This is a genomic window from Flavobacterium sp. FlaQc-49, from assembly GCF_044005985.1.
GTDB classification, from domain to species: Bacteria; Bacteroidota; Bacteroidia; order Flavobacteriales; family Flavobacteriaceae; genus Flavobacterium; species Flavobacterium cupriresistens.
Genome location: NZ_JBIPCS010000004.1, coordinates 158,273 through 184,289 on the forward strand (window position 1 = coordinate 158,273; position 26,017 = coordinate 184,289).

A 26,017-nucleotide genomic window follows, 5' to 3' on the forward strand; every position below is an offset into this window, starting at 1 on the left:
TCCAATTGCATCCGGAATACTATTTAAAAGAACCCTTTCTTTCACAGAAAAAGCTCAGAATCTATGAATTTTACAATCATCACCCATGTTCTCCATAAAAAGGAAGAGACTCATTTGTACGGCTATGGGCCGTATGTCTGGGAGATGAATATCTGGTTTAAATATGTAGATCAGGTCAGTATTGTCGCTCCTTTACTTAAAGATAAAGTCGGCAACATTGATTTGGCTTATCAACACCCCGAGCTTAATTTTCAGGAAGTTCCTGCTTTGGCATTAACTACGCCTGTTGGTATTTTAAGGAGTCTTCTTTTTTTGCCCTTGGTATCGTGGAGGATTTATAAAGCAATGCAAACTGCAGATCACATTCATTTGCGTTGTCCGGGAAATATGGGTTTGTTGGGATGTCTGGTGCAGATTTTATTTCCGAATAAAACAAAAACAGCCAAATATGCAGGTAATTGGGATCCAAAAAGCAAACAACCGTTGGCGTATCGGATACAAAAATATATTTTAAGCAATACTTTTTTGACCAAAAATATGCAGGTTTTGGTTTACGGAGATTGGGAAAACCAATCTAAAAATATAAAACCCTTTTTTACAGCGACCTATTCAGTATCTGAGAAGGAAAGCATAGAAAAACCAAGCCTTGATCCGGTAATAGAATTGATTTTCGTCGGAAGCTTAGTTAAAGGTAAAAATCCGATGTACGCAATACGACTGGCGGAGAAACTGATTAAAAAAGGTAAAAACGTCGTTTTGAATATCTATGGAGAAGGAGTTGAAAAAGAGATTTTACGGGACTATATTAAAGTAAATCAATTAGAAAACCATGTTTTATTGCACGGTAACCAAAACCAGGATATCATAAAAAAAGCATATAAAAAAAGTCATTTTGTAGTACTGCCATCTAAAAGTGAAGGCTGGCCTAAAGCAATAGCCGAAGGTATGTTTTGGGGATGCGTACCTGTTGCAACCAAAGTTTCGTGCGTTCCTTTTATGCTCGATTATGGAAACAGAGGGATCTTGTTGGATATGGATTTAGAGAAAGATGTAATTCAACTGGAAGAAATACTGGAGAATGAAAAAGCTTTTTTTTCCAAAAGCAAGCTGGCACTGGAATGGTCACAGAATTATACAACAACTGTTTTTGAAACGGAGATTAAAAAGATACTCACAGAATGAGAATTGTACAGCTTATAGACTCTTTAGAAACGGGTGGAGCAGAGAGAATGGCAGTAAATTATGCTAATGCTCTGGCTAAGAAAATTACTTTTTCGGGATTAATTGCAACCCGGAAAGAAGGGCTGCTTTTAAGTCAGATAGACGAAAAAGTGTCTTATTTATTTTTAAAGAGAAAAAAGAGTGTAGATTTTAAAGCTGTTTTTCAGCTGAGAAAGTATCTGAAGAATAATAAAATTGATATTATTCATGCGCATAGTTCTTCTTTTTTTATTGCTGTTTTAGCTAAAATAACGCTTCCGAGAGTAAAAATTATCTGGCACGATCATTATGGGATCTCACAGGATCTAACTTTAAGAAAGAGCTTAAGTCTTAAATTTGGCTCTGTTTTTTTTAAGGGTATTATCTCAGTGAATGCCGCATTAGAAAAGTGGGCAGCATCATATTTGTTCTGTCCTGATATTATATTTCTTCCTAATTTTATTGAGAAGTCAGTAATTTTAAATGAAAAAATATCCTTATTTGGATCCGAGGGAAAGAGAATTATTTGTGTTGCGAACTTGCGTCCCCAAAAGAATTATGAATTACTGTTAAATGTAGCCCGTTCAATAAAAGATAAATTTCCGGACTGGAGTTTTCATCTGTTCGGCAAAGATTTTAAAGATTTATATGCGGACCGATTAAATAAAATGGTAGCCGAATTTAAACTTCAGGATACCGTCTTTTTTTACGGTGCTGTAAAAAATGTGGGCAGTGCTTTAGAGCAATGTGATATTGCGGTCCTGCCTTCTTTTTCTGAAGGGCTTCCTTTAGCCGTTCTGGAATATGGATTGTACAAATTACCGGTTGTTGCAACAAATGTAGGCGAGATTTCCAAAGTGATTACTTCTGAAAAGGAAGGACAGATTATTGAATCTAATAATAGCGATCAATTTATTGAAGCCATTCAAATCTTGATAGAACAACCAAATTTAAGAACAGAAATGGGGTTGAATTTGAATAAAAGAATCCTGTCAGATTATAGTGAAGATGCAATAATAAAAGAATATATTTTTTGGTTGCAATCTTCAACTAATTTTGTGGTGAAAAATACCAATTAAAATACCAATGAAAAACCCGAAACTAATATACATATACCTTCTCGTCATTCATGCAGCAATTGCTGTGTTGGTTTTTATTTTGCCGTTTACCTCAAAGATATACGCTTTGTCGATCTGCGCTTTTGGACTTATTTACATAGTGAAAAATAAAAACAAAAATAATGAAGTTCTGATAATGTCGGCATATGTTATTACAGTTGAGGTGTTTTTAAGGATGACAAACGGTGCTATTTTAAATGAATTTGGTAAATATGCTGTTATACTCTTTATGTTTATTGGGATCATCTATTCCGGTTTTTCGAACCGGGCATTTATCTACTGGATCTTTTTTATTTTACTTATTCCAAGTGTGATTTTATCTGTTTTTTCCTTAAATATGGATACAGACATCAGGAAAGCAATTGTTTTTAATATTTCAGGACCAGTTTGTTTAGGGATTTCGTCTATTTACTGTTTTCAGAGAAGAATAACTTTCGACAGATTAAAGGTGGTGATAACGGCCTTGGCTCTGCCCCTGGTTTCTATTGCTGCTTATCTTTTTATGTATTCTCCAAGTGTGAAGGATGTTGTAAGAGGAACAGATTCTAATTTTGCAACTTCAGGTGGATTTGGCCCCAATCAGGTATCAACTATTTTAGGCTTAGGAATTTTTGTGTTTTTCGTACAACTATTATTGAACTCTAAAAGTAAGTTGCTCATAGCGGTTAACGGTTTTCTAGTCCTCGTTTTTGCTTTTAGGGGAATTGTTACTTTTTCAAGAGGAGGGGTAATGACCGGTATTGTAATGATTGTTTTGCTTCTAATTGTCTTGTACAAACAAGGAAATGCAAAGTCTAAGGCGAAAGTTGGTTTAGTAATCATCCTTACATTTCTGGCAGGAGTAGGGGTCTGGGGATACTCGTCAATGCAAACCAGTGGATTGATTAATAAAAGATATGCAAATCAGGATGCAGCAGGAAGAGAGAAAAAGAGTAAATTATCGGGTAGAGAAGTTCTTATCGCTTCCGAATTTCAAATGTTTCTTGATAATCCTATTTTGGGAGTAGGGGTAGGAAAGAATAAAGAAATCAGAGAAGAAGAAACAGGTATTGAAGCGGCTTCTCATAACGAAATAACCAGGATGATGGCTGAACACGGGACTTTAGGCATAATAGATTTGCTGATTTTATTGTTTACTCCGTTATTGTTTTTTGTAAATAACCGCCAAAATGTATTTGTCCTTTCATTTTGGGCGTTTTGGCTATTAACAATTAATCACGCGGCTATGCGATTGGCAGCCCCGGCCTTTATATATGCTTTAGCGCTGCTTTCTGTTCAAATTAACATTCCTGAAAAACCTGAACATTCACTGGATTAAATCCTTTTTTTTATAATACATTTGTTGCGAGTTAATTACCCCAAATTAAACTATAGAATAAATGTTTTTAAATAATAAAATTCATTTCGAAATATCGGAACGGAAAGTACTACTTCATATTTTAGATGCTATTTCTGTCTTAAGTGCACTTTTTTTGTTGAGTGTTACTTTTGATTTTAAGTATTTTGAGTTTTCAAGCGCAAATTATTACTGGGAAATTGTATTGATTTTTTACATCTACATGTTCGGCTCTATCTTCGAAATGTATAATTTACAGGTCGCAAGCAACCAGCTTCAGATTCTTAAGAGTACTATATTTACTACCAGTACAACCGTAATTGTGTATTTACTGACTCCGATTTTATCGCCGGAATTACCCAAACACAGAATCGCAATTGTGGTATTTTATTTTGCAATTCTCTTTTCATTATTAGCCTGGAGATACCTGTATGTTTATTTTTTGGCTTCTCACAGATTTGTACAGAACGTAGTTTTAATATGCAATCAGAATCAGGTCGAAGAATTGGTTTTAGGGCTTGAAAATGTTGATCCTCATTATAAAATTGTGGGTTTCGTAAACTCAGATTCGATAGTTCAGGAGGATCTGGGTTTTCACTACGTAAAAAAAATCAAAAGAGAAGATCTGGAAGATTTTGTTTCTAAACACAATATCTCAGAGATTGTGATAGCCTCCCAGAATACGGATGGAATAACGACTGAGTTGTACCAGAAGCTACTCCATTTATTAGAAGGCGGAAACATAATTCGGGAGTATACACAAGTTTACGAAAGCAAAACGCAGCGTATTCCGGTGCATTATATTTCAAGAGATTTTTATCGGTTTTTCCCTTTTAGCCGAAGTAATAATAATAAGTTGTATTTGTTTCAGGTTCGTTTTTTCGAATTCTTTTTTTCATTCGTGGGTCTGATAATCTGCTGTATTTTTATTCCTTTCATTTTTATCGGAAATTTGATCGGGAATAAAGGGAGTTTGTTCTATACGCAGGAAAGAGTAGGTAAAAATGGAGTTGTTTTTAAAATATACAAATTTAGAACAATGGTCGAAAACTCAGAATCTGATGGAGTGGCTTTTGCAACTTCAGGGGATAGACGTGTTACTCCGTTTGGAAAATTTATGCGCAAATCCAGAATAGACGAATTACCACAGTTTTTCAATGTTATTATAGGAGATATGGCCGTAATTGGACCAAGACCCGAACGTCCGTTTTTTGTAGATGAAATTGCCCAGAGAATGCCTTTTTATGAAACAAGACACGTTATAAAACCCGGCCTTACCGGTTGGGCACAAGTCAATTATTCTTACGGTGAATCGATAGAAGAAAGTCTGATAAAATTACAATATGACTTGTATTACATCAAACACAGAAGCGTTTTTCTGGATTTGAGTATTACGTTTAAAACCATTACTACAATTGTGTTTTATCGCGGACAGTAATTTAGATGATAATAGGAATTCGTTTTTTGTTTCGGATTGCTACTCGTACTAAAACAAAGCCACTCGTTAGTATCATTGGCAAAACAATAAAGAAATGTGCTTTATTGATCATGAAGATGGTATAAACGATTAGAAAAAGCAGATGTAAAACTGTAAATCGATAAGTCCATTTTTTGTTTTTGATTATAGAAAGAAATAGTAGAATCAGCAAAAGCGGACTGAATAAAAGCACATTATAATTCATCGATAGTTCCAGATGAAAAGAATAAAATCCAACAGAAACAAAAAAGATTCCCATTAACGACAAAATTAAAAGATAGATTTTGTCTACTATTCTGTTGTGTACTAAAATTACAAAGGCGAGTACAATAAGGTAAGTGTAAATGTTGTTCCACCAAGATGTTGGTGTTTCTTTTTCAAAACTCAAAAGTGTTTTACTTGCACTGGCCAAGGGACGATTTTGAAAAGTAGTTTTTTCTAAACTGTTTTTCAATTCAAACGGTAAAAAGATACGGGTTCCTAATTGGTCCACTTTGGTTCCGAAAATAATGCTCGTTCCTAACTTTTCATAAAAATGCCCGTCAAAATAAGGATACAGTATAGATCTGTATGTGATATCAGTGTCGCCTTTTTTGGTAATCGTGTTTTTTCCTAAAATGGTATTGATTACATCTACAACCATCGAAGTACAGTTTTTATCAATAAATTTATAAGTATAAAAACGATCTTCAGAAAGCAGTGTTGTATTTAGTTTGTCAAAAAGTTTTTGTTTCAAATCCGGTGAAATAAGTAATTCCTGCTCGTAAACACTTCGTTTTTCATAGTTATAGTTGTCAATAAATTCAGCATAGGAGTGGGCAATAACAAAATACTGTAAATCTCCTTTTGTGAATTTTGCAACAAAATTAGGAGTGCTGAAATCAAAAGCACCATAATTATAAACAACATCAATATTGGTCAAAGGATCGGAAACGCGAATGGCAGTGTGTCCAAAATATGAATAAGTTTCGTTGCCAAGACCGCAAGTAATAACGCTTACTTTAGCTTCTTTTGACAAGGGTACATTTTGGCTAAAACCAATAGTAGAACTTAATAATAATAAAGTAAAAAACGTTATTTTAAAAATGACTTTCTTCATGATTTAAAATTTTAAGAAGTTTAAAGGTTTGTAATTATTATCTAAAGATACCTAAATCTACTTTTATCGAAAAAATATTAGAGTACAAAGCAGTACTTTGATTACCCAAATCGGTCAAAGCATAATCTACCTGAATACCTTTATATTTAAATCCTAATCCTATATTCGGTTGAAAACTTAGTTTTTCGGTGTTGTCCAATTGTGTAACATTCTGAAAATTTCCGGCTCCGGCTCTTAAGAAAACCAAGTCTGTATAGCCGAATTCAAAACCTACTGCCGGATCGATACTTACAATTTTGGAGGAAATAATATCATGTGTTTGCTCAAAACGCATATTAAGATTGGTAGCAATTAAAAGGCTGTAGTCGTAATGAAAATCTATTTTTCTGGACACGCCCAATTGTGCTTTTGGCAACGTGATTTCGGTACTTTCGGGCAAGGTATTATTCTCTCCCGGAATTGCGTCTGAGATTTTTTTATATTCTTCCTCGTCAATATTCCAGACATTATAAGTAGTAGTGATGTCTCGCAGCATTAAACCAAATTTCCAGTCGTTTCTTTCAAACTGAAGTCCAAAATCGAAACCAAATCCCCACGAGTTCGCAAATTTTCCAATAATACGACGAATCACTTTTGCATTTACCCCATATTGAAATCCCTCTATAGGCAATTTTCGGGCGTATGAAAAGGTAAAACCATAATCTGCTGTTGAGAATAAGCGTATTCGGTTGTAATCAATATTTCCCTGATTGTCGATTAGTTCGGTCGTGTCCATAATATCATCAACACCAAAACGAATCATCGAAATTCCCCAGGCACTTCTGTCATCAATTGGACTCGCATAACCAATATAATCGTATTGCGCAATGTTGGCAAAATAATTGGCGTGCATTAAGGAGACCTGGTGATCTTCAAGATGGGTCAGACCGGCAGGATTCCAGTAAACGGAGTTTACATCATTTGTAGAGGATACAACAGCGCTTGACATCCCAAGTGCAGCAGCGTCAACGCCGATATTCATAAACTCATTCGAGTATTTTCGAATCGTTTGTGCATAGTGCATAGTAGAGCTCCAAAATAGTAAAAGCGCGAAAAGTTTCTTCAACGGATATTTTTTTTGTAAACCGGGGTCTGTTTTAAATTTTATCAAAAATATAATATTTTAATCATCTAATTTGTTGATTTTGATAAATATTACAAAACTCAAAATTTTAGACAAAAAACTCCTTAAAAAACGTGTTTTGGATGCAGTTATTGTACTAAATTTGTTGCTCACTATTATCAAAATTTAGTACAGATGAATATTAAAAAACACATTCCTAATTTAATTACATTAATCAATCTTTTCTGCGGTTGCATAGCAGTTGTTTATGTTTCAGAGGCCAACTATCTAATGGCTTTTTACATGGTTTGTTTAGGAATATTTTTTGATTTTTTCGATGGCTTTTTTGCCAGATTATTTAAAGTTTCCAGTCCGCTTGGCTTGCAATTAGACTCTTTGGCCGATATGGTGACCAGTGGAGTTGTGCCGGGTTATGTTATGTTTACTTTATTTACCAATAGTGCACACGATTTAGGGACAAATGCCTTTATTCCGTTTTTAGGATTTATAGTGACATTAGGTTCTTGTTACAGATTGGCTAATTTTAATATAGATACACGTCAGACAGATTCTTTCATTGGTTTGCCAACACCCGCTAATGCTTTGTTTATTTTGAGTTTGCCTTTGGTGTTGAAATTTTCAGATTCTTTGATAGTACTGGAAATTCTGACTAATCAATGGGTTTTGTTAGTGATCGCCTTATGTAGTGCTTATATTATGAATGCCGAAATACCATTGTTTTCTTTAAAAGTAAAGAAAATGAGCTTAAAAGAGAATGCGCTTCAAATCGTGTTTTTGTCCATTTGTCTTGTGCTGTTGTTTTTACTTCAGTATAGTGCGATTCCGGTAATTATACTTTTTTATGTACTACTATCAGTGGTAAACAATACTTTTTTGAAAAAGTAGTTAGTTTTTATTGAATGAAAAGAAAACCGGCCAAAAGGACAAATTACAATCGAAAATCAAATTCAGGTTCTTCGATCGGTAGATTGTTTCGTTACCTGACTATTTTTGCTTTTGTTGGACTTTTTCTGACGGCGGCCTATCATTATCGCCGAGGATTGGCCTACTATTTAGGGTTTAAATCACATAAGGTTTCAGAAAAAGAAATCGAGGACAAACGACTTTCGGATGTCCGGAACTTTCAGGTTCTGGCCAAACGGGAAGGAAAATCAGTTGGTGTGGACGTATCTGAATACCAGGGAAAAATAAGCTGGTCTTACGTAGATACTTTAGAGCAAAAATACCCGATAGATTTTGTGTTTATCAGAGCAACTGTGGGCCGAGACAGAAAAGATTTCCAGTTCAAACGAAATTGGATCGGAGCCAAAGAAAACAAAATGATCCGAGGAGCCTATCATTACTATCGTCCCAATGAAAATTCAATAGAACAGGCAAATCTCTTTATTAAAACCGTAAAATTAGAAAAAGGCGACTTGCCTCCGGTTTTAGACATTGAAAAACTTCCTAAAAACCAATCTCTGGACAGTCTGAAAAAAGGCTTGAGACGTTGGTTGCTCAAAGTAGAAGAACATTATAAAGTTCGTCCGATTATTTATAGCGGTGAAAGGTATTATGCTGATTTTTTGAAAGAAGAATTCAGCGAGTATTTGTTTTGGATTGCCAATTATAATTTCTACCGTGAAAGAATAGAGGAAGACTGGCTCTTCTGGCAATTTACAGAGAAAGCAACTGTACCAGGTATAAAAACCACAGTTGACGTTAATATCTATAATGGAGACTTACAACAATTGCAGTTTATTACAGTGGATTAGTTTTTAGTCTCAGTATTCAGTCTCAGTATTCAGTCTCAGTTTTCAGTAACTGCGACTGAATACTAAATTAAAACTCCAGCTTCTTCTTACGTAACTCGAAGTTTTGTCCGAGATAAACACGACGAACCATTTCATCTTCTACCAGTTCTTCCGGTATTCCGGCTTTTAGGATTCCTCCTTCAAACATTAAGTACGTTTTATCGGTGATGGCCAAGGTTTCTTGTACATTGTGATCGGTGATTAGAATTCCGATATTTTTATTTTTTAATTGCGCTACAATTCTTTGGATATCCTCCACGGCAACCGGGTCAACACCTGCAAAGGGTTCATCTAGCAGAATAAACTTAGGATCTGTTGCCAGCGCGCGCGCGATTTCTGTACGACGACGTTCCCCTCCCGAAAGTAAGTCACCTCGGTTGGTACGAATGTGTTCCAGACTAAATTCTTCAATTAAACTTTCCATTTTTGCAATTTGCTCTTCTTTAGAAAGTTTAGTCAATTGTAAAACACTTAGAATGTTATCCTCAATACTTAATTTTCTAAAAACAGAGGCTTCCTGCGCCAAATAACCAATTCCCTGCTGTGCACGCTTGTACATCGGATAATCGGTAATGTTCAGATCATCAAGATAAATATTGCCCTGATTTGGTTTTACCAATCCTACAATCATGTAAAAAGAGGTTGTTTTTCCGGCACCATTTGGTCCCAAAAGTCCAACAATTTCCCCTTGATTAACTTCAACGGAAATTCCTTTAACAACACTTCGGCCTTTGTAAGTTTTGATTAAATTATCGGCTCTTAGCTTCATTTTTTTTAATTAGATAATGTGAAAATTAGATCGCGAGGTAATTCTAAAAACTAGCTCAATCTATTTTAAAAATTTGATTTGAAAGGACAAAATAAAAACAAAATAATCAATCAGATAAATCAATTAACAAATTATTGCATTTTTGAAATTATCGAAAGTATATGCTAAAAGTACATAATTAGACCATTTATAAAATTATCTCATGATCTAATTAGCACATTTTCTAATTATCGTTTTCTATTTGCCGCTCTCTTCAAGTGCTTCCCAGAATTCATAAGCTCTTCTTAAATGAGGGATTACAATTGTTCCTCCAACTAACGTGGCGATTCCCATTGCTTCCATCATTTCTTCTTTTGTAATTCCTTCTTTATAGCTGGTTTCTAAGTGGTATTTTACACAATCATCACAACGTAAAACAGCTGACGCAACTAATCCTAATAACTCTTTTGTTTTTACATCAAGAGCTCCCGGAGCGTATGCGTTGGTATCAAGGTTAAAAATTCTTTTTACAATTTTGTTGTTATCTGCAAGCAGTTTCTCGTTCATTTTAGAACGGTAGTCGTTAAATTCTTGAATAATATCAGACATTTTCTTTCATTTTATTTCGATAAACAATTCGGGATATAAGGATACTTACCTCATAAATAAGTAACATTGGTATGGCAACAATTGTTTGGCTAACCACATCCGGCGGAGTTACAATTGCGGCAACAATCAAAATGATGATTACGGCATATTTCCAATATTTTCTTAAAAAATCAGGGGTAACTAAACCTAATTTCGTTAGGAAATAAATTAAGATCGGTAATTCAAAAAACAAGCCACTCGCAAGTATACTTGTTTTGACCATTCCCATATAAGAATCTAAGGTAAATTGATTTTTTACGACATCACTCACCGAGAATGTAGCCACGAAATTGACTGACATTGGGATAACCACATAATAGCCGAACAATACGCCTAAAAAGAAAAGTAAGGAAGAGGTGAAAATGAAAACTTTAGCATTTTTTCTTTCTTTCTCGTACAATGCCGGACTGATAAATTTCCAAAGTTCCCATAAGATGTAAGGAAAACTTAGTACAAAACCAGCCAGAAGACACATCCATACAAAGATGTTTACCTGACCTTCCATTTCGGTGTTCTGAATAATGAAATTCAATTCCGTAATACAGATGCTTTCAGCAAAACCCAATTGATGTGATAATTGACAAAAATACTGGTAGGTAAAAAAGGTTGGTCGGGTAGGCCCTAAAAGAACACTGTCGAATAAATAATCACTCACAAAGTAAGTCACAATCCCCATTACAACTACTGCTATAGTACTTCTTACTAATAACCATCTTAATTCTTCAAGATGATCTAAAAACGACATTTCGTTAAGATTTTTCTTTGCCATTATACGATTCCTTCTTTTAAAATATCATGTAAATGTAAAACACCTTTATAAGTTCCATTATCCGAAACAATCAATTGCGTTATCGAAAAATCTTCTAAAATATTTAAAGCATCTACTGCCATCGTATCGGAGGATACTAATTTTGGGTTTTTAGTCATAATATCTTTAGCGGTTAATTCGGCAAATGTATCGCGGTCGTTCAGCATTCTTCTGATATCTCCGTCCGTAATAATTCCGATTATTTTATCGTTTTCTATTACTGCCGTTACTCCTAATCTCTTTTCAGATATTTCAAATATAACCTTTTTAACTGAGGTATCAGGTGTGACCATTGGTTTTAGTGAATGCTCAATCATATCTTTTACGCGAAGTAATAGTTTTTTTCCTAGAGCGCCACCTGGATGGTATACTGCAAAATCTTCGGGTTTAAAGTCGCGCATTTCCATTAGGCAAACCGCAAGAGCGTCTCCCATGACAAGTTGTGCCGTGGTGCTGTTTGTTGGTGCCAAATTGATAGGGCAAGCTTCCATGTCGACCGTAGTATTCAAAACATAATCAGAACCTTTTGCTAAAAAAGAGGTTATGTTTCCTGTAATTCCGATTAAAATGTTTCCGAAACGTTTTAATAACGGAACTAAAACTTTTATTTCAGGACTATTCCCACTTTTCGAAATGCAAATAATAATGTCTTCCTTTTGAATCATTCCTAAGTCCCCGTGAATCGCTTCTGAGGCGTGTAAGAACATTGATGGCGTCCCTGTGGAGTTAAAAGTGGCCACCATTTTTTGAGCAATGATCGCGCTTTTTCCGATGCCTGTAACGATTAGTCGGCCTTTAGTTTCGTATATGCGTTGGGTTGCTTCGTAGAAATTTTCGTCGAGAAAATCAATTAGCTTTGTAATTGCTTCACTTTCAGATAGTATGGTTTTTTTTGCTATTGCTAATATATTTTCTTTTGTGATCAAAACAGAATATTTAAAATTTGTATGTGTAAAAGAAAGTTGTATCTTTATGTGTTGCAAATTTATACAAAATACCATTAATATAAAGAATGAATTCAAACGAAATTGAAATACACAAAGAATTAAAGAAGTATTTCGGGTTTAGCCAATTTAAAGGCTTGCAGGAGCAAGTCATTACAAGTATCCTCGGTAAAAAGAATACTTTTGTGATTATGCCTACTGGTGGTGGAAAGTCTCTTTGTTATCAATTACCCGCTTTAATTCAGGAGGGAACGGCTATCGTTGTTTCTCCTTTAATTGCTCTGATGAAAAATCAGGTCGACGCGATTCGAAGTCTTTCTTCGGAAAACGGAATTGCGCACGTATTAAACTCCTCGCTCACTAAAACAGAAATCACACAGGTCAAAAAAGACATTACTTCTGGATTGACCAAGCTATTGTATGTCGCACCGGAATCTTTGACAAAAGAAGAATATGTGGCGTTTTTGCAAAGTGTGCCCATTTCATTTGTTGCCATTGATGAAGCGCATTGTATTTCAGAATGGGGTCATGATTTTAGACCGGAATACCGAAATCTGAAAAATATTATCAAACAATTGGGTAAAGTGCCTATTATAGGTCTTACGGCTACCGCAACGCCAAAAGTTCAGGAAGATATTCTGAAGAACCTTGAGATGTCTGATGCCAATACTTTTAAAGCATCATTCAACAGACCTAATTTATACTACGAAGTTCGTACAAAAACAAAAAATATAGAATCGGATATTATTCGGTTTATCAAACAACATAAAGGGAAGTCAGGAATTATTTATTGCCTGAGCCGCAAAAAAGTAGAGTCAGTAGCCGAAGTTTTACAAGTAAATGGCATTAGTGCTGTTCCGTATCACGCAGGTTTAGATGCTAAAACAAGAGCCAAACATCAGGATATGTTTTTGATGGAAGATGTAGATGTGGTCGTAGCAACAATCGCTTTCGGAATGGGAATTGACAAACCGGACGTTCGTTTTGTTATTCACCATGACATTCCAAAATCATTAGAAAGTTATTATCAGGAAACCGGACGTGCCGGACGTGATGGCGGAGAAGGACATTGTTTGGCATACTACTCCTATAAAGATGTAGAAAAACTTGAGAAGTTTATGTCCGGAAAACCGGTTGCAGAACAAGAAATCGGTTTTGCTTTATTGCAGGAAGTAGTGGCTTATGCCGAAACTTCAATGTCACGCAGAAAATTTCTCTTGCATTATTTCGGTGAAGAATTTGACGGTGAAAATGGAGAAGGGGCAGACATGGACGACAATGTTCGTAATCCTAAAACCCGTATCGAAGCAAAAGAACAGGTTGTTAAATTGTTGGAAATTGTCCGGGATACCAAACATATTTATAAATCAAAAGAAATTGTTTTTACTTTAATTGGACGCGTCAATGCCGTAATTAAAGCACATAAGACAGATGCGCAAGCCTTCTTCGGATCGGGAGCCGATCATGACGAGAAATATTGGATGGCCCTGCTAAGACAGGTTCTCGTAATGGGATATTTGTCTAAGGATATTGAAACCTACGGAATTATAAAAATTACCAAAAGCGGATTGGATTATATTAAAAAACCAGCTTCGTTTATGATGTCGGAAGATCATGAGTATAATGAATCTGAAGACGAAGCAATAGTAACCGCCTCTAAATCATCCGGTACTGCCGATGAAGTTTTGATGGGGATGTTGCGTGAACTACGAAAAAAAGTAGCCAAAAAACTGGGAGTTCCCCCTTTTGTTGTTTTTCAGGATCCTTCGCTGGAAGATATGGCTTTAAAATACCCAATTAGCTTAACGGAGTTGTACAACATTCATGGAGTTGGTGAAGGGAAAGCAAAAAAATACGGTAGTGACTTTATTACTTTGATCAATCGTTATGTAGAAGATAACGACATCATTCGTCCCGATGACTTAGTAGTGAAATCTACCGGAGTCAATTCTGCCAATAAGTTGTACATCATTCAGAATATTGACCGAAAACTATCATTAAACGATATCGCTTCCGCAAAAGGTTTGACTATGGACGCTCTGATTAAAGAAATGGAGCAAATTGTATATGCCGGAACAAAATTGAACATCAAATATTGGGTAGACGATATGCTGGATGACGATCAGCAAGAAGAAATTCACGATTATTTCATGGAATCAGAATCCGATAAAATCGAAGATGCTCTTAAGGAATTCGACGGTGATTACGATATTGATGAATTGCGTTTAATGCGAATAAAATTTATTAGCGAAGTCGCTAATTAAAGTATTTCTATGAGTTGTTTAAAAGTGCTTTTCATTTTTGTGTTTTTAGTATCAGGTAAATTATTTGCAACCGGTCAGGTTCCGGATTATTTAATTGTAGAAAAAGATACTCTCGCTATACAATCCAATCCATTAGAGGAATATTTTAAAGATCATCCTATTCCTGATAACTTAATAACTGGCTTTTCCAGTGCCAATTGGCGAGGTTATGTTGCCTATTTTAAGTTTTTAGATGGAAAATTGGTGGTAGAGAATATTTATAAAGAAGAATATAAGACAAATAAGGATGGGAAAACTGAGGAATCTTTAATATCTATATATAAAGATCTTTTTGGAGATAAAACTAATTTTCAATGCCATTTTTATTCTGGGTTGTTAATATGTCCATCTGGAAGTATGATTGAATATATTCATATGGGATATAGTTCGCTTTATGAAAACTATAATCTTATAGAAGTAAATAAAGGAATCAATGTTAAATCGAAGAAATTTACTGGAGAAGAATTTCGTAAGTTTAAAAAAGATTATTTTAAATATTATAAAAAATCCAATGAATACAAGATTAAAGTTAAAGAGTTTAAGGAGATGAGAAGTCAATCCAGTTCTTTTAATGGTCGTTTTCCAATTGAAAACCCCGGTATTGGAAGAGAGAATAAATCCTTAAAACAAAAAGAGTCCGAGTTTAATGCAGATAAAGAAATAGATTCCTTTATGTTTATTTTTTTAAATGACTATATAAAAACAATAGAAATTCCAACAAATTAATATTTATGAAAAAAGTAATACCGTTATTAAAAATATCTTCTTTGGCATTATTGTCAATTTTAATTTTTAGTTTTTCAACCGATAAAAAAGAGAACGATTCAAAGTTAGTTGGTATTTGGAAAGGTTTTGAAAAAGATGGACAAATAGAAGGGGTCGAAAAACATTGGATACAGCAAAGGTTTGCCGACGGAACTTACGTTATAATGTTTACTGCAAAGCAAGATTGTGAAATTCAGACTTTTACCGAAAAAGGAAAGTGGTGGACTGAAAACGGTAAGTTTTATGAATTATCGTCAAGTACAAAAGACATAGATGTTTATAGTTATGAAGTTAAAGGTGAAGAATCTGTTGAATTTAAAAGTATAAAGCTTACAGGAAAAGATGATAATACGTATGTTTTTAGCGATTATAGACTTGACTTAAAGTAAATCGAAAACAAAAAACGAAAAAATCCAAATTCCAACTGAAAAGTGAATGGAATTTGGATTTTTTCGTTTAAAAAATCGCTCCAACATTGGAATTTGGAATTTAAAATATTGGAATTTTATTCTAAATAGATTTTATAAAACAATAATCTTCATTGCTTTTTCCTCCTGAATAATTCTAATAAATAAGATTATCAGATATACAGGTAATACATACTTCATGGTATTCCAAGCGCTACAGAGTAAAACGGCACCAATAAGTTCTGGAATTATGTTCAAAAAATAATTAGGATGTCTTACCGTTCTGAATAAAAAGGATCGCACCATTTTATGATTAGGGAGAATGTATATTTTCACGGTCCAAACCGCTCTTAATTCATAAATGATATAAAAAAGGATTAGATACGAAAAGAGTAATAACCCCAAACCGATCTGACTATTGCGATCAAATTGTGCTTGAGTGGTATAAGCCTCATAGAAACAGGATAAATAAAAAGCAATATGGCATAGGGAAAGAAGGAAAGAGTTAAATTTTCCATATTGTTTTGCACCAAGCTTTTTAATTCTTCTCTCATTAAGTATTGATATAAGCAGAGATACGACTCTTGCAAATAAAAATATTGAAAAAAGATATAATACAGTGCTCATTTTTTGTGATTTTTTAAGCTGAATAACCAGTTGAATTTGAGGATTATTTGGATCTCCCTATTGTAAAATTTAAAAGGTTTACGGTTGCTACAGTTTAGTCAATTGACTCAATGCCTGTCATTACTAAAGTAAAAATTGAGACAAGTGAATTTAAATATTTTTAAATAAATATAAGCTGTTTCTTTATAGCTGTGTAGAATCAATTAATAGTAGAAATGTAATCTAAATTTATTTGTAGCAAGCCAAGAATTTGATTGCAAAAAATCCCCAACATTGGATTTTAGAATTTCAAAGTATTAGAATTTTACCCCAGTAAATCCAAATCTCATTAACTTTCCAAAAGAAATTAGGATGCTCTAATTAAAAAAAACGCCCCACAATTGGAATTTGGAATTTCAAAAATTTGGAATTTTATTCTACATAGATTTCCCAGTTTTAAAACCACCCCAACATTGGAATTTGGAATTTTAAAATATTGGAATTTTATTCCAAGTAGACTTCCCCCCGATGCGGTTTCAAAGTATCTCTAACAGTAATCATATGCTCGTCAGTGACCACCATAAAAGCAATTGCCTGCATGTCATTTATGATTTTATAACCCGTAATATTTAACGGAAGTTTTTCTATGGCAATATATTCTTTTAAATGAATTTCGTGATGTTCGGCTGTTTTTGCAGAAGCGGGGCCACGAAAATCCCAAATCAGTTTTATTTTTCTGGACATGATTTTTTAGGTGCGAAGTTTCAAAGAGGCAAAGGTACAAAGTCTCTTTCGAAAATGGATTTTAGATTAAATAACTAGTTTCGGTTCAAAAATAGTACTTTTGCATGTTCTTTTCATAAAAAGAAAAGCTAATAGAATAAATAAAATACAATGCCAAGAGAATTTTTACTTCAGGTAACGCCCGAAATTGCAGCAAATGAATTGTTGTTACGTGACTATTTGTCTAAACAAATAAAGGTTTCGCCTAAAGAAATTCAACATGTTTCTATTTTGAAACGATCTATAGACGCACGTCAGAAAGCGATTAAAATCAATTTAAAAGTGCTGATTTATTTAGCAGGGGAGCCTTTTCAGGAAACCAAAATAGAATTACCTATATATAAAGATGTTTCTAAAGCTCAGGAGGTAATTGTAGTCGGGGCAGGACCGGCAGGACTTTTTGCTGCATTGCAGTTAATTGAATTAGGTTTAAAACCTATTCTAATCGAACGTGGAAAAGACGTTCGTGGACGCCGACGTGACTTAAAAGCTATAAATGTGGATCATTTGGTTAACGAAGATTCTAATTATTGTTTTGGTGAAGGAGGAGCAGGAACCTATTCTGATGGGAAATTGTATACGCGTTCTAAGAAACGCGGTGATGTAACCAGAATATTAGAATTGCTAGTTGCTTTTGGAGCTTCTGATGATATATTGGTGGAAGCACATCCGCATATCGGAACCAATAAATTACCGAAAATCATCGAGGACATTCGAAAAAAAATCATCGAATTTGGTGGTCAGGTTTTGTTTGATACCCGAGTAACAGATATTTTAGTTAAAAATAATGAAGTAGAAGGAATTGTAACTCAAAACGGAGATACGATTCTTGCCAGTAAATTAATCTTAGCGACAGGCCATTCCGCAAGGGATATTTTTGAATTATTGGACAAAAAGAAAATCTTTATAGAAGCAAAACCTTTTGCTTTGGGAGTTCGTGCAGAACATTCACAAGAACTAATAGACAGTATTCAATACAGCTGTGATTATCGTGGCGAGCATTTACCTCCGGCACCGTATTCAATAGTGAAACAGGTTAACGGACGTGGAATGTATTCGTTCTGTATGTGTCCGGGAGGTGTTATCGCGCCTTGTGCAACAAGTCCGGGAGAAGTGGTTACAAACGGTTGGTCGCCTTCTAAAAGGGATCAGGTGACTGCAAATTCAGGAATTGTAATCGAATTGAAATTGGAAGATTTCAAACCCTTTGCAAAATTCGGCGCTTTAGCCGGAATGGAATTTCAGAAAAGTATCGAGCAAAAAGCGTGGCACTTGGCAGGAGAAACTCAAAAAGTACCTGCACAGCGAATGATCGATTTTGCACAAAATAAAGTGTCAGCAGACATTCCGAAAACATCCTATGTTCCGGGAACAACTTCGGTAGAAATGGGACAGGTTTTTCCTGGATTCTTATCACAGATATTACGTGAAGGTTTTAAAGAATTCGGAAAATCAATGCGAGGATATTTGACTAATGAGGCTATTTTACACGCGCCGGAAAGCAGAACTTCGTCTCCGGTTCGTATTCCCAGAGATCCTATTACCTACGAACATTTACAAATAAAAGGTTTGTATCCATGCGGAGAAGGAGCGGGTTATGCGGGTGGAATCATATCAGCAGCAATTGACGGCGAAAAATGCGCTTTGATGATTGCTGAGACTTTAAAGTAAAATAGGTTTGCCACGAATTACACGAATTACGCTAATTTTTTTTTGAATAGTCTTTCGTGATTTATTTAAAGTGAAACGTCTTTTTTAAGCTTTATTAACTATGTCTCTATGTGTTAAAATTAATTACACTTAACGGGTAGTTGTAGAAATAAGTTAGCCACGAATTACACGAATTTTCACGAATTATAATTTAAATCTTTAGATAAAAAATAGTGAAGATTGGTGTAATTCGTGGTAAAAAAAATCAAGGAATCAGAAGTCTATTTTTCTTTTGATAATCGAAAAGAAGTTTGGGACGAAAGCATTTTTTTAAATAAAACAGTTGCAGCAATAAGTTTGCTATGAATTGTACTAATTTCCACGGATTACAATTTTAATGTTTTGGGAAAAAACAATAAATAGATGAGCATTTACGGAAATTGAATATGCTTAATTTTTACTTTTAATTTCTGTATTGCCGCATTTTGAATTGTAAAATTTGACTACCTGTTCAATATCTTCTTTTTTTAGTTCTTTGTTTTTAATTTTTTCTTCCAAAACGGGACAATCTTTAAAAAAAGCACTGGCTACTTTTTTGAAACTTCGACTGATGTCGCCAAGAGATGTTATTTTGAAAACTTCTGTATCGCCCTCATGTGATACATAAAAATGTTCCACAGGGCCTGAGCCTAGGATACCAATTCTTCCGCCGAAGCCAGATGAACTAATTCCTGAGTCATAATTCATGTAAGCATCTTTTTTGTACAGGTTTACTTTTCCTACGATCATAACTTTCATCCACTTTGAGGTATTCTCGTCTTTTATTGCTTTGTATCTATAGGTTTCGAAAAAACCATATTCGTTAATTTCGATTTTATCAATCAATTTTACGTCATAAGTTAAGCTTTCACTGTCTTTATTTTCTTTGAACTTGATGTTATCGTCTCCTTTTATTTTACATAAACCGCTAATTGTTGTTTTGTCTTTAAAGAAAATTTTGCCACTTTCCTTTTGACAGAAAATGTTCGGGATGCTAATGAAGTATATTAAAAGAGTTAAAAAAAAGGATTTGTAAAAGTGAAGTTGGTTTTGGTACATTGGGTTTTAATTTTTGCTAAGAATCTGAGGGATTAAAGTTGTTTTTTTAATGTTTTTTCAACATTCCAAATAAGCATAGCGTAGTTTTTCTTTTGAGAATCGAAAAGAAGTTTGGTGAGAAAACGTTTTTTATATAAATTGTAAAGTAAGTTAGCCACGAATTACACGAATTATAATTTAAATCTTTAGATAAAAAATTAGTGAAAATTAGTGTAATTCGTGGCAAAAAAATTAAGGAATCAATATTATTTTCCCGGTACTTTTTCGGCTTTCTAAATAATCGTGAGCCAGTTTTCCTTCTGATAGTTTGAACGAAGTTGGTGTTGAAAGCGTAATTTTGCCTTCAATAATCCAATTAAATAATTGATTGGCTCTTTTGATTCTTTCTTCTTTAGAGTTTAAATAGCTCCATAGATCGCCGCCGGTTAATGTTTTTGAAGTGTCCATCAACATTCTCGGATTTACAGGTTCAGGATCGCCACCTGCCATTCCGAAGAAAACGACTTGTCCACATTCTTTAGTGACTTCAAAACTTTCGGTCAAAGTGCTGCCGATACTGTCGTAAACAACATCTACCCCGTTCGGAATAACCTTGAAAAGATCCGATTTCCAATCGTCATTATATAGAAACACATGATCTGCACCTTGTTCAAGAGCTACTTTTGCTTTTTCTGCAGAAGAAGTTAAGCCGATAACATTCGCACCTAAAAGTTTGCTGATTTGAGTTAAAAACTGACCAACACCACCGGCAACGGCATGAATTAAAACCATTTCGCCTTTTACTGTTTTATGACTGTCTGTCGCTAAATATTGCGCGGTTAAACCTTGTAATAATATAGAAGCGGCAGTTTCAAAAGAAATGGCTTCCGGTAAAGGAAGGATGTGATTGGTGTTTACCGCTACCAATTCTGCATTGGCAAAAGGCACGTCTGCGAAGGCAACACGATCTCCGACTTTATATTCCGAATTATTATTGGCATCAACAACAATTCCTGCACCTTCGTAGCCTGCAATAAAAGGAGGATTTCCTTTTAAATGATAATTTCCTTTTCGTCTGTAAACATCGGCGAAGTTTAGTCCGATAGCCTTCATTTCGACTAAAATTTCACCACTTTTTAATTGTGGGTTTGGAATCTCAATGTACTCTAAAACAGTTGAATCTCCGAAAGATGAAAAGGTAAGTGCTTTCATTTATAATTGTTTTTTAGGAATACAAAGAAAGGAAAAATCCAATTGAAGATTGAAAAGCTTTTCATAAAACTGCACAAAAAAACCTCGGCTAAATTTAGCCGAGGTTTGATTTATGTTTTTTTACAACCACTGATTAGAAGGATTGTAAAGATTTTTTAACTTAACCTTGTTTTTTGCTATTTTACCACGAATTAAGTTTTAAAATTATTGGTAAAGAAACATTGCCAAAGATTAAACGAGTAGGAAGACTTAACCCCCAACAACATAGGAACAATTCGCGAAAATTATTGTAATTCGTGGCGAAAAAGAAATCATTCTAATCCTTTAAATCTGTGGCAAAAAAAATGAGTTATATACTATATTTTAGGAAACACCATATCATTAAAAGTGCTTTTTTGTTTGGCTAAAGCTTCAATCTCATCCCATTTTCTTGGAGAATCAATAGATAAGTTTTCGTAAGTATTTTTTTTGATCAAAATATCATCTTCAATACGTACGCCAATATTCCACCATTTTTTGTCGCATTTGCTGTTTGGACTAATATAAATCCCTGGCTCAACAGTAAGAATCATATTTTCTTTTAAAAGCGTTTCCGGGCCTTTAAAATTTCCTTTGTCATGAACGTCCAGACCAAGAAAGTGAGAGCATCCATGCGGATAGTAAAGATTGATGTCTTTTAGGTCGTTGATGATTCCTAATTTTAATAATCCCTTTGCAAGAACTTCTTTAGCGGTATTGTTCAGATCTACAAGTGGAGTTCCTTCTTTGCAAATGGCAAAAACAGCCTCTTGAGCATCATAAACCAACTGGTAAATTGCTTTTTGTTCTTCTGAAAATTTTCCATTAGCCGGAATGGTTCTGGTAACATCAGCAGAATAACCATGATATTCGGATCCAACATCCATTAACAGCAGTTGGTTTTCCATTTTAGTACTGTTGTTTTCTGAGTAATGCAAGATGCATCCATTTGCTCCGGCACCTACAATTGGGGAGTAACCTTCCGCTTCTGCACCATATCTGCGGTGAATGTAAGTATGAATTCCTTCTGCTTCGTTTTCGCTCATATCCGGTCCTACGGCTTTCATTACTTCGTTGTGGGCAACGCAGGAAAGTTGAACAGATTTACGCATTAATACCAGTTCTTCCGGTGTTTTTATTTCACGAAGTGTACTTGTAATAGTTCTAAAAAGATCTAAAGAAACAACATCTTCTTTTGTGATTCCGGCTTTGGTTTTGAAAGTTTCAAATAAGCCAAAAAGATCATTACCGCTTTTGTTATTGCCAATGTCGGTGGGGATTTTGTCGTATATTAGTGTTTTGAATTTTTTAAAATCGATATCAAAATTTTTGAAATCTTTTCCATTAAAAGTTTTCGCAATTCCCAGTTGAGATTTTGTACCGTCAGCTCCTAGGCGTCTTCCTGTCCACATTTCTTTTGTAGCGTCTTTTTCTCTGACAAAAATGACTTCATTGTATGTTTCGGCGGTACCTTGAGCTTCTTTAAAAATCAATAAAACAGCGTCAGGTTCTTTGTATCCGCTTAGGTAATACATATCGGGATTTTGATGAAAAATATAATTAATATCTCTGGAAAAAACTCTTTCCGGATAAGAGAAAATTACAGCTACAGAATTATCAGGCATCAATGCTCTAAAAGCTTCGCGACGCCCCTTGTGAAACTCTTTGGTGAGGTAATCAGTTGGTAAATTTTTCTGAGAAAAAACCTGGACCGTTGTCAGGAGGGATAAAAAAAACAGAATTAAATGCTTCATTTGTAGTGATTTTGGTTGATGATATTAGTTTTAAGCAACGCAAATTACAAAAAAAAAGATTTGATTTTGAAAAAAAGGAGTTGCCACGAATTGTACGAATTATCACGAATAAAAATGGATTCTCTTTTTGATAAAAAAAATCGTGCAATTCGCAGCAAAAAAAATAACCGCCCATAAAAAAGGAGCGGTTACTTTCTGAATTAATACTTATTTCTTTTTGAGTTGGTCTTTGAAAACTTTTTCAAATTTCTCTATTTTGGGTTGAATTACCATTTTGCAATACGGTTGGTTTTTGTTGTTTGCATAATAATTCTGATGATAATCTTCGGCTTTATAGAACTTAGTAAAAGGTTCAATTTTTGTAACTATCGGACTGCTGTATACTTTTGCTTTGTTTAGCTGTGCAATAATGCTTTCTGCTGCGGCTTTCTGTTGCGGACCGTTGTAAAAAATCACAGAACGATATTGAGTGCCTACATCTGCTCCTTGTCTGTTTAATGTCGTTGGATCGTGTACGGTAAAGAATACTTTAAAAATTTCGTTGATGTCCGTAACGGTTTTGTCGTAAGTAATCTGAACGACTTCAGCATGACCGGTAGTTCCCGAGCATACTTCTTCGTAACTCGGATTAGAAACTTTACCACCGGAGAAACCCGAAACAACAGATTTTACACCATTTAAATTTTCGTAAACCGCCTCAACGCACCAGTAGCAACCGCCACCAAGCGTAATGGTTTCAAGATTTGAAGCCTTTTTTGTTGCGGTATTCTGGGCAAAGCTGTTTAGTGATAATGCGAGGACGCATGTTAAAAATATATTTTTCATTGTTTTTTATTGTTTTTTATTTAGAGTCTGGGATAAAATCAAGTGCGATCGAATTCATGCAATATCGTTTTCCGGTTGGTTCCGGACCGTCATCAAACAAGTGGCCTAAGTGGCCTCCGCATCTGCCGCAAAGCGCTTCGGTTCTTTCCATTCCCAGAGAATTATCTGTTTTGTAAACCACACTTTTTTTGTTGTCCTGTTCAAAAAAGCTCGGCCATCCGCAACTGCTTGAAAATTTAGCAGTAGATCTGAAAAGTTTATTTCCGCAGGAGGCGCAATAATACGTTCCTTTTTCGTCGCTTTTCCAATATTTTCCGGTAAAAGGGCGCTCGGTATCGGCTTCGCGCATTACAGCATAGACATCTTCGGGAAGTACTTTTTTCCATTCGACGTTACTGACATTCAGTTTGGCAGTGTCTGTGTTCGAATAATAGGGATTCCCCGGTTTGCTGATTTTATTTTCCATGCTGACCGTTTTTGAAGTTGTTTTTTTTGTGTTTTGTCCGCACGCCTGAAAAATAAACAGCGGAATTAAAAAGCAAAGGCTGAAAAATTGGGTTTTTGTTTTTGTGGTTTTCATGAGACTTTATTTTTGTAGTTCAAAGTTACGACCAGAGTAGGTTTTGAAATGTCGTACACTTTACAATTGCGTTTTTTTTAAGTATGATTTAACGTTTTAGTATTTACGTAAAGGAGCTGTTTTTAGTTTTAAGGCTTATTTTTAAAGGTTTTTTATAAAATTATCAAATACAATGTTTTGGAAATTAGCGTGTTGTAAAATTTTTAGCTCGTTAAACTTTTCACAATCTTTTCTGAGATTTTCAAGCCATTTCTTTTTTCGTATTTTTGTTTGTACAAAACGCCCTATGATAGAAGAAAACGTAATATTAGTCAATCAAAATGATGAGCAAATTGGCTTAATGCCAAAATTAGAAGCACATGAAAAGGCTCTTTTGCATCGTGCTTTCTCTGTTTTTATTTTAAATAATAAGAATGAAATAATGTTACAGCAACGTGCGCATCAAAAATATCACTCACCTTTGTTATGGACCAATACATGTTGCAGTCATCAGCGTGAAGGGGAGACAAATGTTGCAGCAGGAAGCCGAAGATTATTTGAAGAGATGGGCTTTAAAGCAGAATTAAAAGAATTATTTCATTTTATATACAAAGCTCCTTTTGACAATGGTTTGACGGAACATGAATTAGACCATGTTATGATTGGCTACTACAATGAGGATCCAGCCATTAATACGGATGAAGTTGAAGATTGGAAATGGATGAAAATAGAAGACGTAAAAGAGGATATTGAAAAACATCCGGAAATTTATACCGTCTGGTTTAAGATAATTTTCGATGAATTTTATCACTATTTAGAAGACCATAAGATTTAATGATACCAAACCAAAAACCTAAATGAGAGTAACCATATCAAGAAAAGCGCATTTTAATGCTGCACATCGATTGCACAGGAAAGATTGGACATTGGAAAAAAACAATGCTGTTTTTGGAAAATGTAATAATCCTAATTTCCATGGTCATAATTATGGTTTAACAGTAAGTGTAACAGGAAAAATTGACCCGGAAACCGGTTTTGTAATAGATGTGAAAGTATTAGCGGATATCATACTCGAAGAAGTAGAAATTCCGTTTGATCACAAAAACCTGAATCTGGATGTTCCCGAATTTCAGGATTTGAATCCAACTGCTGAAAATATTGCCGTTGTGATATGGAATAAAATCAGAAAAAGAATTCAACCCGATTTTGACCTGGAAATCGTTTTGAATGAAACAGAACGTAATTTTGTAACCTATAAAGGAGAAAAATAAAATGTCATTAAAAATAGGAGATATAGTTCCGAATTTTACTGCAAAGGACAATCATGGTGAAGTTTTTGAAAGCCAAAGTGTTTTGGGTCGAAAGCCACTTGTGGTTTATTTTTACCCAAAAGACAATACACCGGGTTGTACCACCGAAGCCTGTAGTTTTAGAGATCAATATGAAGATTTTAAAGATCTTGGAGCTGAGGTTATCGGAATAAGCAGTGATAGTGTCAAATCACATCATAAATTCGCGAATAAACATCAGTTACCGTTTATACTGTTGTCGGATCAGGATAAAAAATTGAGACATCTTTTTGGTGTGCGGGATAATTTATTTGGTCTTTTACCGGGAAGAGTGACGTATGTTATCGATCGAAATGGAGTTGTTATTCTGATTTTTGATAGCATGAATGCTTCCAAGCATATTCCTAAAGCCTTAGCAACCATTAAAGAATTAGTATTATAAAGAAACTATAGTTCGTTAACAAAAATAATCGCC

Annotated in this window: 26 protein-coding genes; 13 read left to right on the forward strand and 13 right to left on the reverse strand. The window is 34.6% G+C overall.

All coding sequences use genetic code 11. The annotated features are described in order from the left end of the window. Positions 1–63: 63 nt before the first annotated feature. The 4 genes from ACHRV3_RS10265 (at position 64) to ACHRV3_RS10280 (ending at position 5,092) form a co-directional block, all read left to right on the forward strand. Entirely contained in the window at positions 64–1,182 is a 1,119-nt protein-coding gene (locus ACHRV3_RS10265) for a glycosyltransferase family 4 protein (protein WP_395434560.1), read from the forward strand. Next, complete coding sequence (locus ACHRV3_RS10270; RefSeq protein WP_395434562.1) at positions 1,179–2,279, forward strand: glycosyltransferase; 1,101 nt, start codon at positions 1,179–1,181, stop codon at positions 2,277–2,279. Before ACHRV3_RS10265 ends, ACHRV3_RS10270 begins: the two co-directional genes overlap by 4 nt. Before the next feature lie 7 nt (positions 2,280–2,286). Then, a complete protein-coding gene (locus ACHRV3_RS10275; protein WP_047774198.1) occupies positions 2,287–3,636 on the forward strand; it encodes an O-antigen ligase family protein in 1,350 nt (449 codons plus the stop codon). Between the two features lie 61 nt (positions 3,637–3,697). Further along, positions 3,698–5,092, forward strand: a complete 1,395-nt coding sequence (locus ACHRV3_RS10280) for an exopolysaccharide biosynthesis polyprenyl glycosylphosphotransferase (RefSeq protein WP_395434563.1) — start codon at positions 3,698–3,700, stop codon at positions 5,090–5,092. Position 5,093: 1 nt separating this feature from the next. Here the strand turns inward: ACHRV3_RS10280 and ACHRV3_RS10285 are convergent, their stop codons facing one another. Both ACHRV3_RS10285 and ACHRV3_RS10290 read right to left on the reverse strand, forming a co-directional pair. Then, entirely contained in the window at positions 5,094–6,230 is a 1,137-nt protein-coding gene (locus ACHRV3_RS10285) for a DUF4105 domain-containing protein (RefSeq protein WP_395434564.1), read from the reverse strand. Positions 6,231–6,267: 37 nt separating this feature from the next. Next, complete coding sequence (locus tag ACHRV3_RS10290; protein WP_395434845.1) at positions 6,268–7,251, reverse strand: PorV/PorQ family protein; 984 nt, start codon at positions 7,249–7,251, stop codon at positions 6,268–6,270. 276 nt (positions 7,252–7,527) lie between these two features. On the opposite strand from ACHRV3_RS10290, the gene ACHRV3_RS10295 reads away from it, so the two are divergent. Beyond that, entirely contained in the window at positions 7,528–8,238 is a 711-nt protein-coding gene (locus tag ACHRV3_RS10295) for a CDP-alcohol phosphatidyltransferase family protein (RefSeq protein ID WP_395427671.1), read from the forward strand. A 14-nt stretch (positions 8,239–8,252) separates the two neighbouring features. After that, a complete protein-coding gene (locus tag ACHRV3_RS10300; RefSeq protein ID WP_395434565.1) occupies positions 8,253–9,107 on the forward strand; it encodes a glycoside hydrolase family 25 protein in 855 nt (284 codons plus the stop codon). 67 nt (positions 9,108–9,174) lie between these two features. On the opposite strand, the gene lptB is transcribed toward ACHRV3_RS10300, so the two are convergent. From lptB to ACHRV3_RS10320, 4 genes are all read right to left on the reverse strand, one after another. Beyond that, positions 9,175–9,915 carry an LPS export ABC transporter ATP-binding protein gene (gene lptB / locus ACHRV3_RS10305; RefSeq protein WP_026982881.1) on the reverse strand — a complete coding sequence of 247 codons (741 nt, stop codon included), beginning with the start codon at positions 9,913–9,915 and terminating at the stop codon, positions 9,175–9,177. 237 nt (positions 9,916–10,152) lie between these two features. Next, entirely contained in the window at positions 10,153–10,503 is a 351-nt protein-coding gene (locus ACHRV3_RS10310; RefSeq protein WP_047774189.1) for a carboxymuconolactone decarboxylase family protein, read from the reverse strand. Continuing rightward, positions 10,496–11,311, reverse strand: coding sequence for a twin-arginine translocase subunit TatC (gene tatC / locus ACHRV3_RS10315; protein ID WP_047774187.1), 816 nt, complete (start codon positions 11,309–11,311; stop codon positions 10,496–10,498). Before tatC ends, ACHRV3_RS10310 begins: the two co-directional genes overlap by 8 nt. Next, entirely contained in the window at positions 11,311–12,276 is a 966-nt protein-coding gene (locus ACHRV3_RS10320) for an SIS domain-containing protein (RefSeq protein WP_047774466.1), read from the reverse strand. The genes tatC and ACHRV3_RS10320 overlap by 1 nt, the downstream gene beginning before the upstream one ends. Before the next feature lie 86 nt (positions 12,277–12,362). Between ACHRV3_RS10320 and recQ the strand changes: the two genes are divergently transcribed. Genes recQ through ACHRV3_RS10335 form a run of 3 tightly spaced genes read left to right on the forward strand, consistent with a single transcriptional unit; the run spans position 12,363 to position 15,751 of the window. Then, positions 12,363–14,558 carry a DNA helicase RecQ gene (gene recQ, locus ACHRV3_RS10325; RefSeq protein ID WP_395434566.1) on the forward strand — a complete coding sequence of 732 codons (2,196 nt, stop codon included), beginning with the start codon at positions 12,363–12,365 and terminating at the stop codon, positions 14,556–14,558. 9 nt (positions 14,559–14,567) lie between these two features. Further along, positions 14,568–15,323, forward strand: coding sequence for a hypothetical protein (locus ACHRV3_RS10330; RefSeq protein ID WP_395434567.1), 756 nt, complete (start codon positions 14,568–14,570; stop codon positions 15,321–15,323). Between the two features lie 5 nt (positions 15,324–15,328). Next, positions 15,329–15,751: a hypothetical protein gene (locus ACHRV3_RS10335; protein ID WP_395434568.1), complete on the forward strand. Its 423-nt coding sequence runs from the start codon at positions 15,329–15,331 to the stop codon at positions 15,749–15,751. 132 nt (positions 15,752–15,883) lie between these two features. On the opposite strand, the gene ACHRV3_RS10340 is transcribed toward ACHRV3_RS10335, so the two are convergent. Together ACHRV3_RS10340 and ACHRV3_RS10345 are read right to left on the reverse strand one after the other, a co-directional pair. Continuing rightward, positions 15,884–16,396, reverse strand: a complete 513-nt coding sequence (locus ACHRV3_RS10340) for an isoprenylcysteine carboxyl methyltransferase family protein (RefSeq protein WP_395434569.1) — start codon at positions 16,394–16,396, stop codon at positions 15,884–15,886. 483 nt (positions 16,397–16,879) lie between these two features. Continuing rightward, positions 16,880–17,119, reverse strand: coding sequence for a hypothetical protein (locus ACHRV3_RS10345; RefSeq protein WP_395434570.1), 240 nt, complete (start codon positions 17,117–17,119; stop codon positions 16,880–16,882). Between the two features lie 150 nt (positions 17,120–17,269). Here ACHRV3_RS10345 and ACHRV3_RS10350 point away from each other — a divergent pair, with 150 nt between their 5' ends. Continuing rightward, the gene (locus ACHRV3_RS10350) at positions 17,270–18,829 is read left to right on the forward strand and encodes an NAD(P)/FAD-dependent oxidoreductase (protein WP_395434571.1); all 1,560 of its coding nucleotides are present in this window, start codon (positions 17,270–17,272) and stop codon (positions 18,827–18,829) included. A gap of 429 nt (positions 18,830–19,258) precedes the next feature. On the opposite strand, the gene ACHRV3_RS10355 is transcribed toward ACHRV3_RS10350, so the two are convergent. From ACHRV3_RS10355 to msrB, 5 genes are all read right to left on the reverse strand, one after another. After that, positions 19,259–19,906, reverse strand: coding sequence for a hypothetical protein (locus ACHRV3_RS10355; RefSeq protein ID WP_395434572.1), 648 nt, complete (start codon positions 19,904–19,906; stop codon positions 19,259–19,261). A 231-nt stretch (positions 19,907–20,137) separates the two neighbouring features. Continuing rightward, a complete protein-coding gene (locus ACHRV3_RS10360; RefSeq protein WP_395434573.1) occupies positions 20,138–21,097 on the reverse strand; it encodes a quinone oxidoreductase family protein in 960 nt (319 codons plus the stop codon). Between the two features lie 356 nt (positions 21,098–21,453). Next, positions 21,454–22,869, reverse strand: coding sequence for an aminopeptidase P N-terminal domain-containing protein (locus ACHRV3_RS10365; protein WP_395434574.1), 1,416 nt, complete (start codon positions 22,867–22,869; stop codon positions 21,454–21,456). A gap of 207 nt (positions 22,870–23,076) precedes the next feature. Beyond that, positions 23,077–23,694 carry a peptide-methionine (S)-S-oxide reductase MsrA gene (gene msrA / locus ACHRV3_RS10370; RefSeq protein WP_395434575.1) on the reverse strand — a complete coding sequence of 206 codons (618 nt, stop codon included), beginning with the start codon at positions 23,692–23,694 and terminating at the stop codon, positions 23,077–23,079. A 16-nt stretch (positions 23,695–23,710) separates the two neighbouring features. Then, positions 23,711–24,274: a peptide-methionine (R)-S-oxide reductase MsrB gene (gene msrB / locus ACHRV3_RS10375; RefSeq protein ID WP_395434576.1), complete on the reverse strand. Its 564-nt coding sequence runs from the start codon at positions 24,272–24,274 to the stop codon at positions 23,711–23,713. 286 nt (positions 24,275–24,560) lie between these two features. Here msrB and idi point away from each other — a divergent pair, with 286 nt between their 5' ends. The 3 genes from idi to ACHRV3_RS10390 are packed head-to-tail and all read left to right on the forward strand — an operon-like array spanning position 24,561 to position 25,984. After that, entirely contained in the window at positions 24,561–25,088 is a 528-nt protein-coding gene (gene idi, locus ACHRV3_RS10380) for an isopentenyl-diphosphate Delta-isomerase (RefSeq protein ID WP_047774171.1), read from the forward strand. Between the two features lie 22 nt (positions 25,089–25,110). Further along, positions 25,111–25,524: a 6-carboxytetrahydropterin synthase gene (locus ACHRV3_RS10385; protein ID WP_047774169.1), complete on the forward strand. Its 414-nt coding sequence runs from the start codon at positions 25,111–25,113 to the stop codon at positions 25,522–25,524. Position 25,525: 1 nt separating this feature from the next. Then, complete coding sequence (locus tag ACHRV3_RS10390; RefSeq protein WP_047774167.1) at positions 25,526–25,984, forward strand: peroxiredoxin; 459 nt, start codon at positions 25,526–25,528, stop codon at positions 25,982–25,984. The last annotated feature ends 33 nt before the right edge of the window (positions 25,985–26,017 follow it).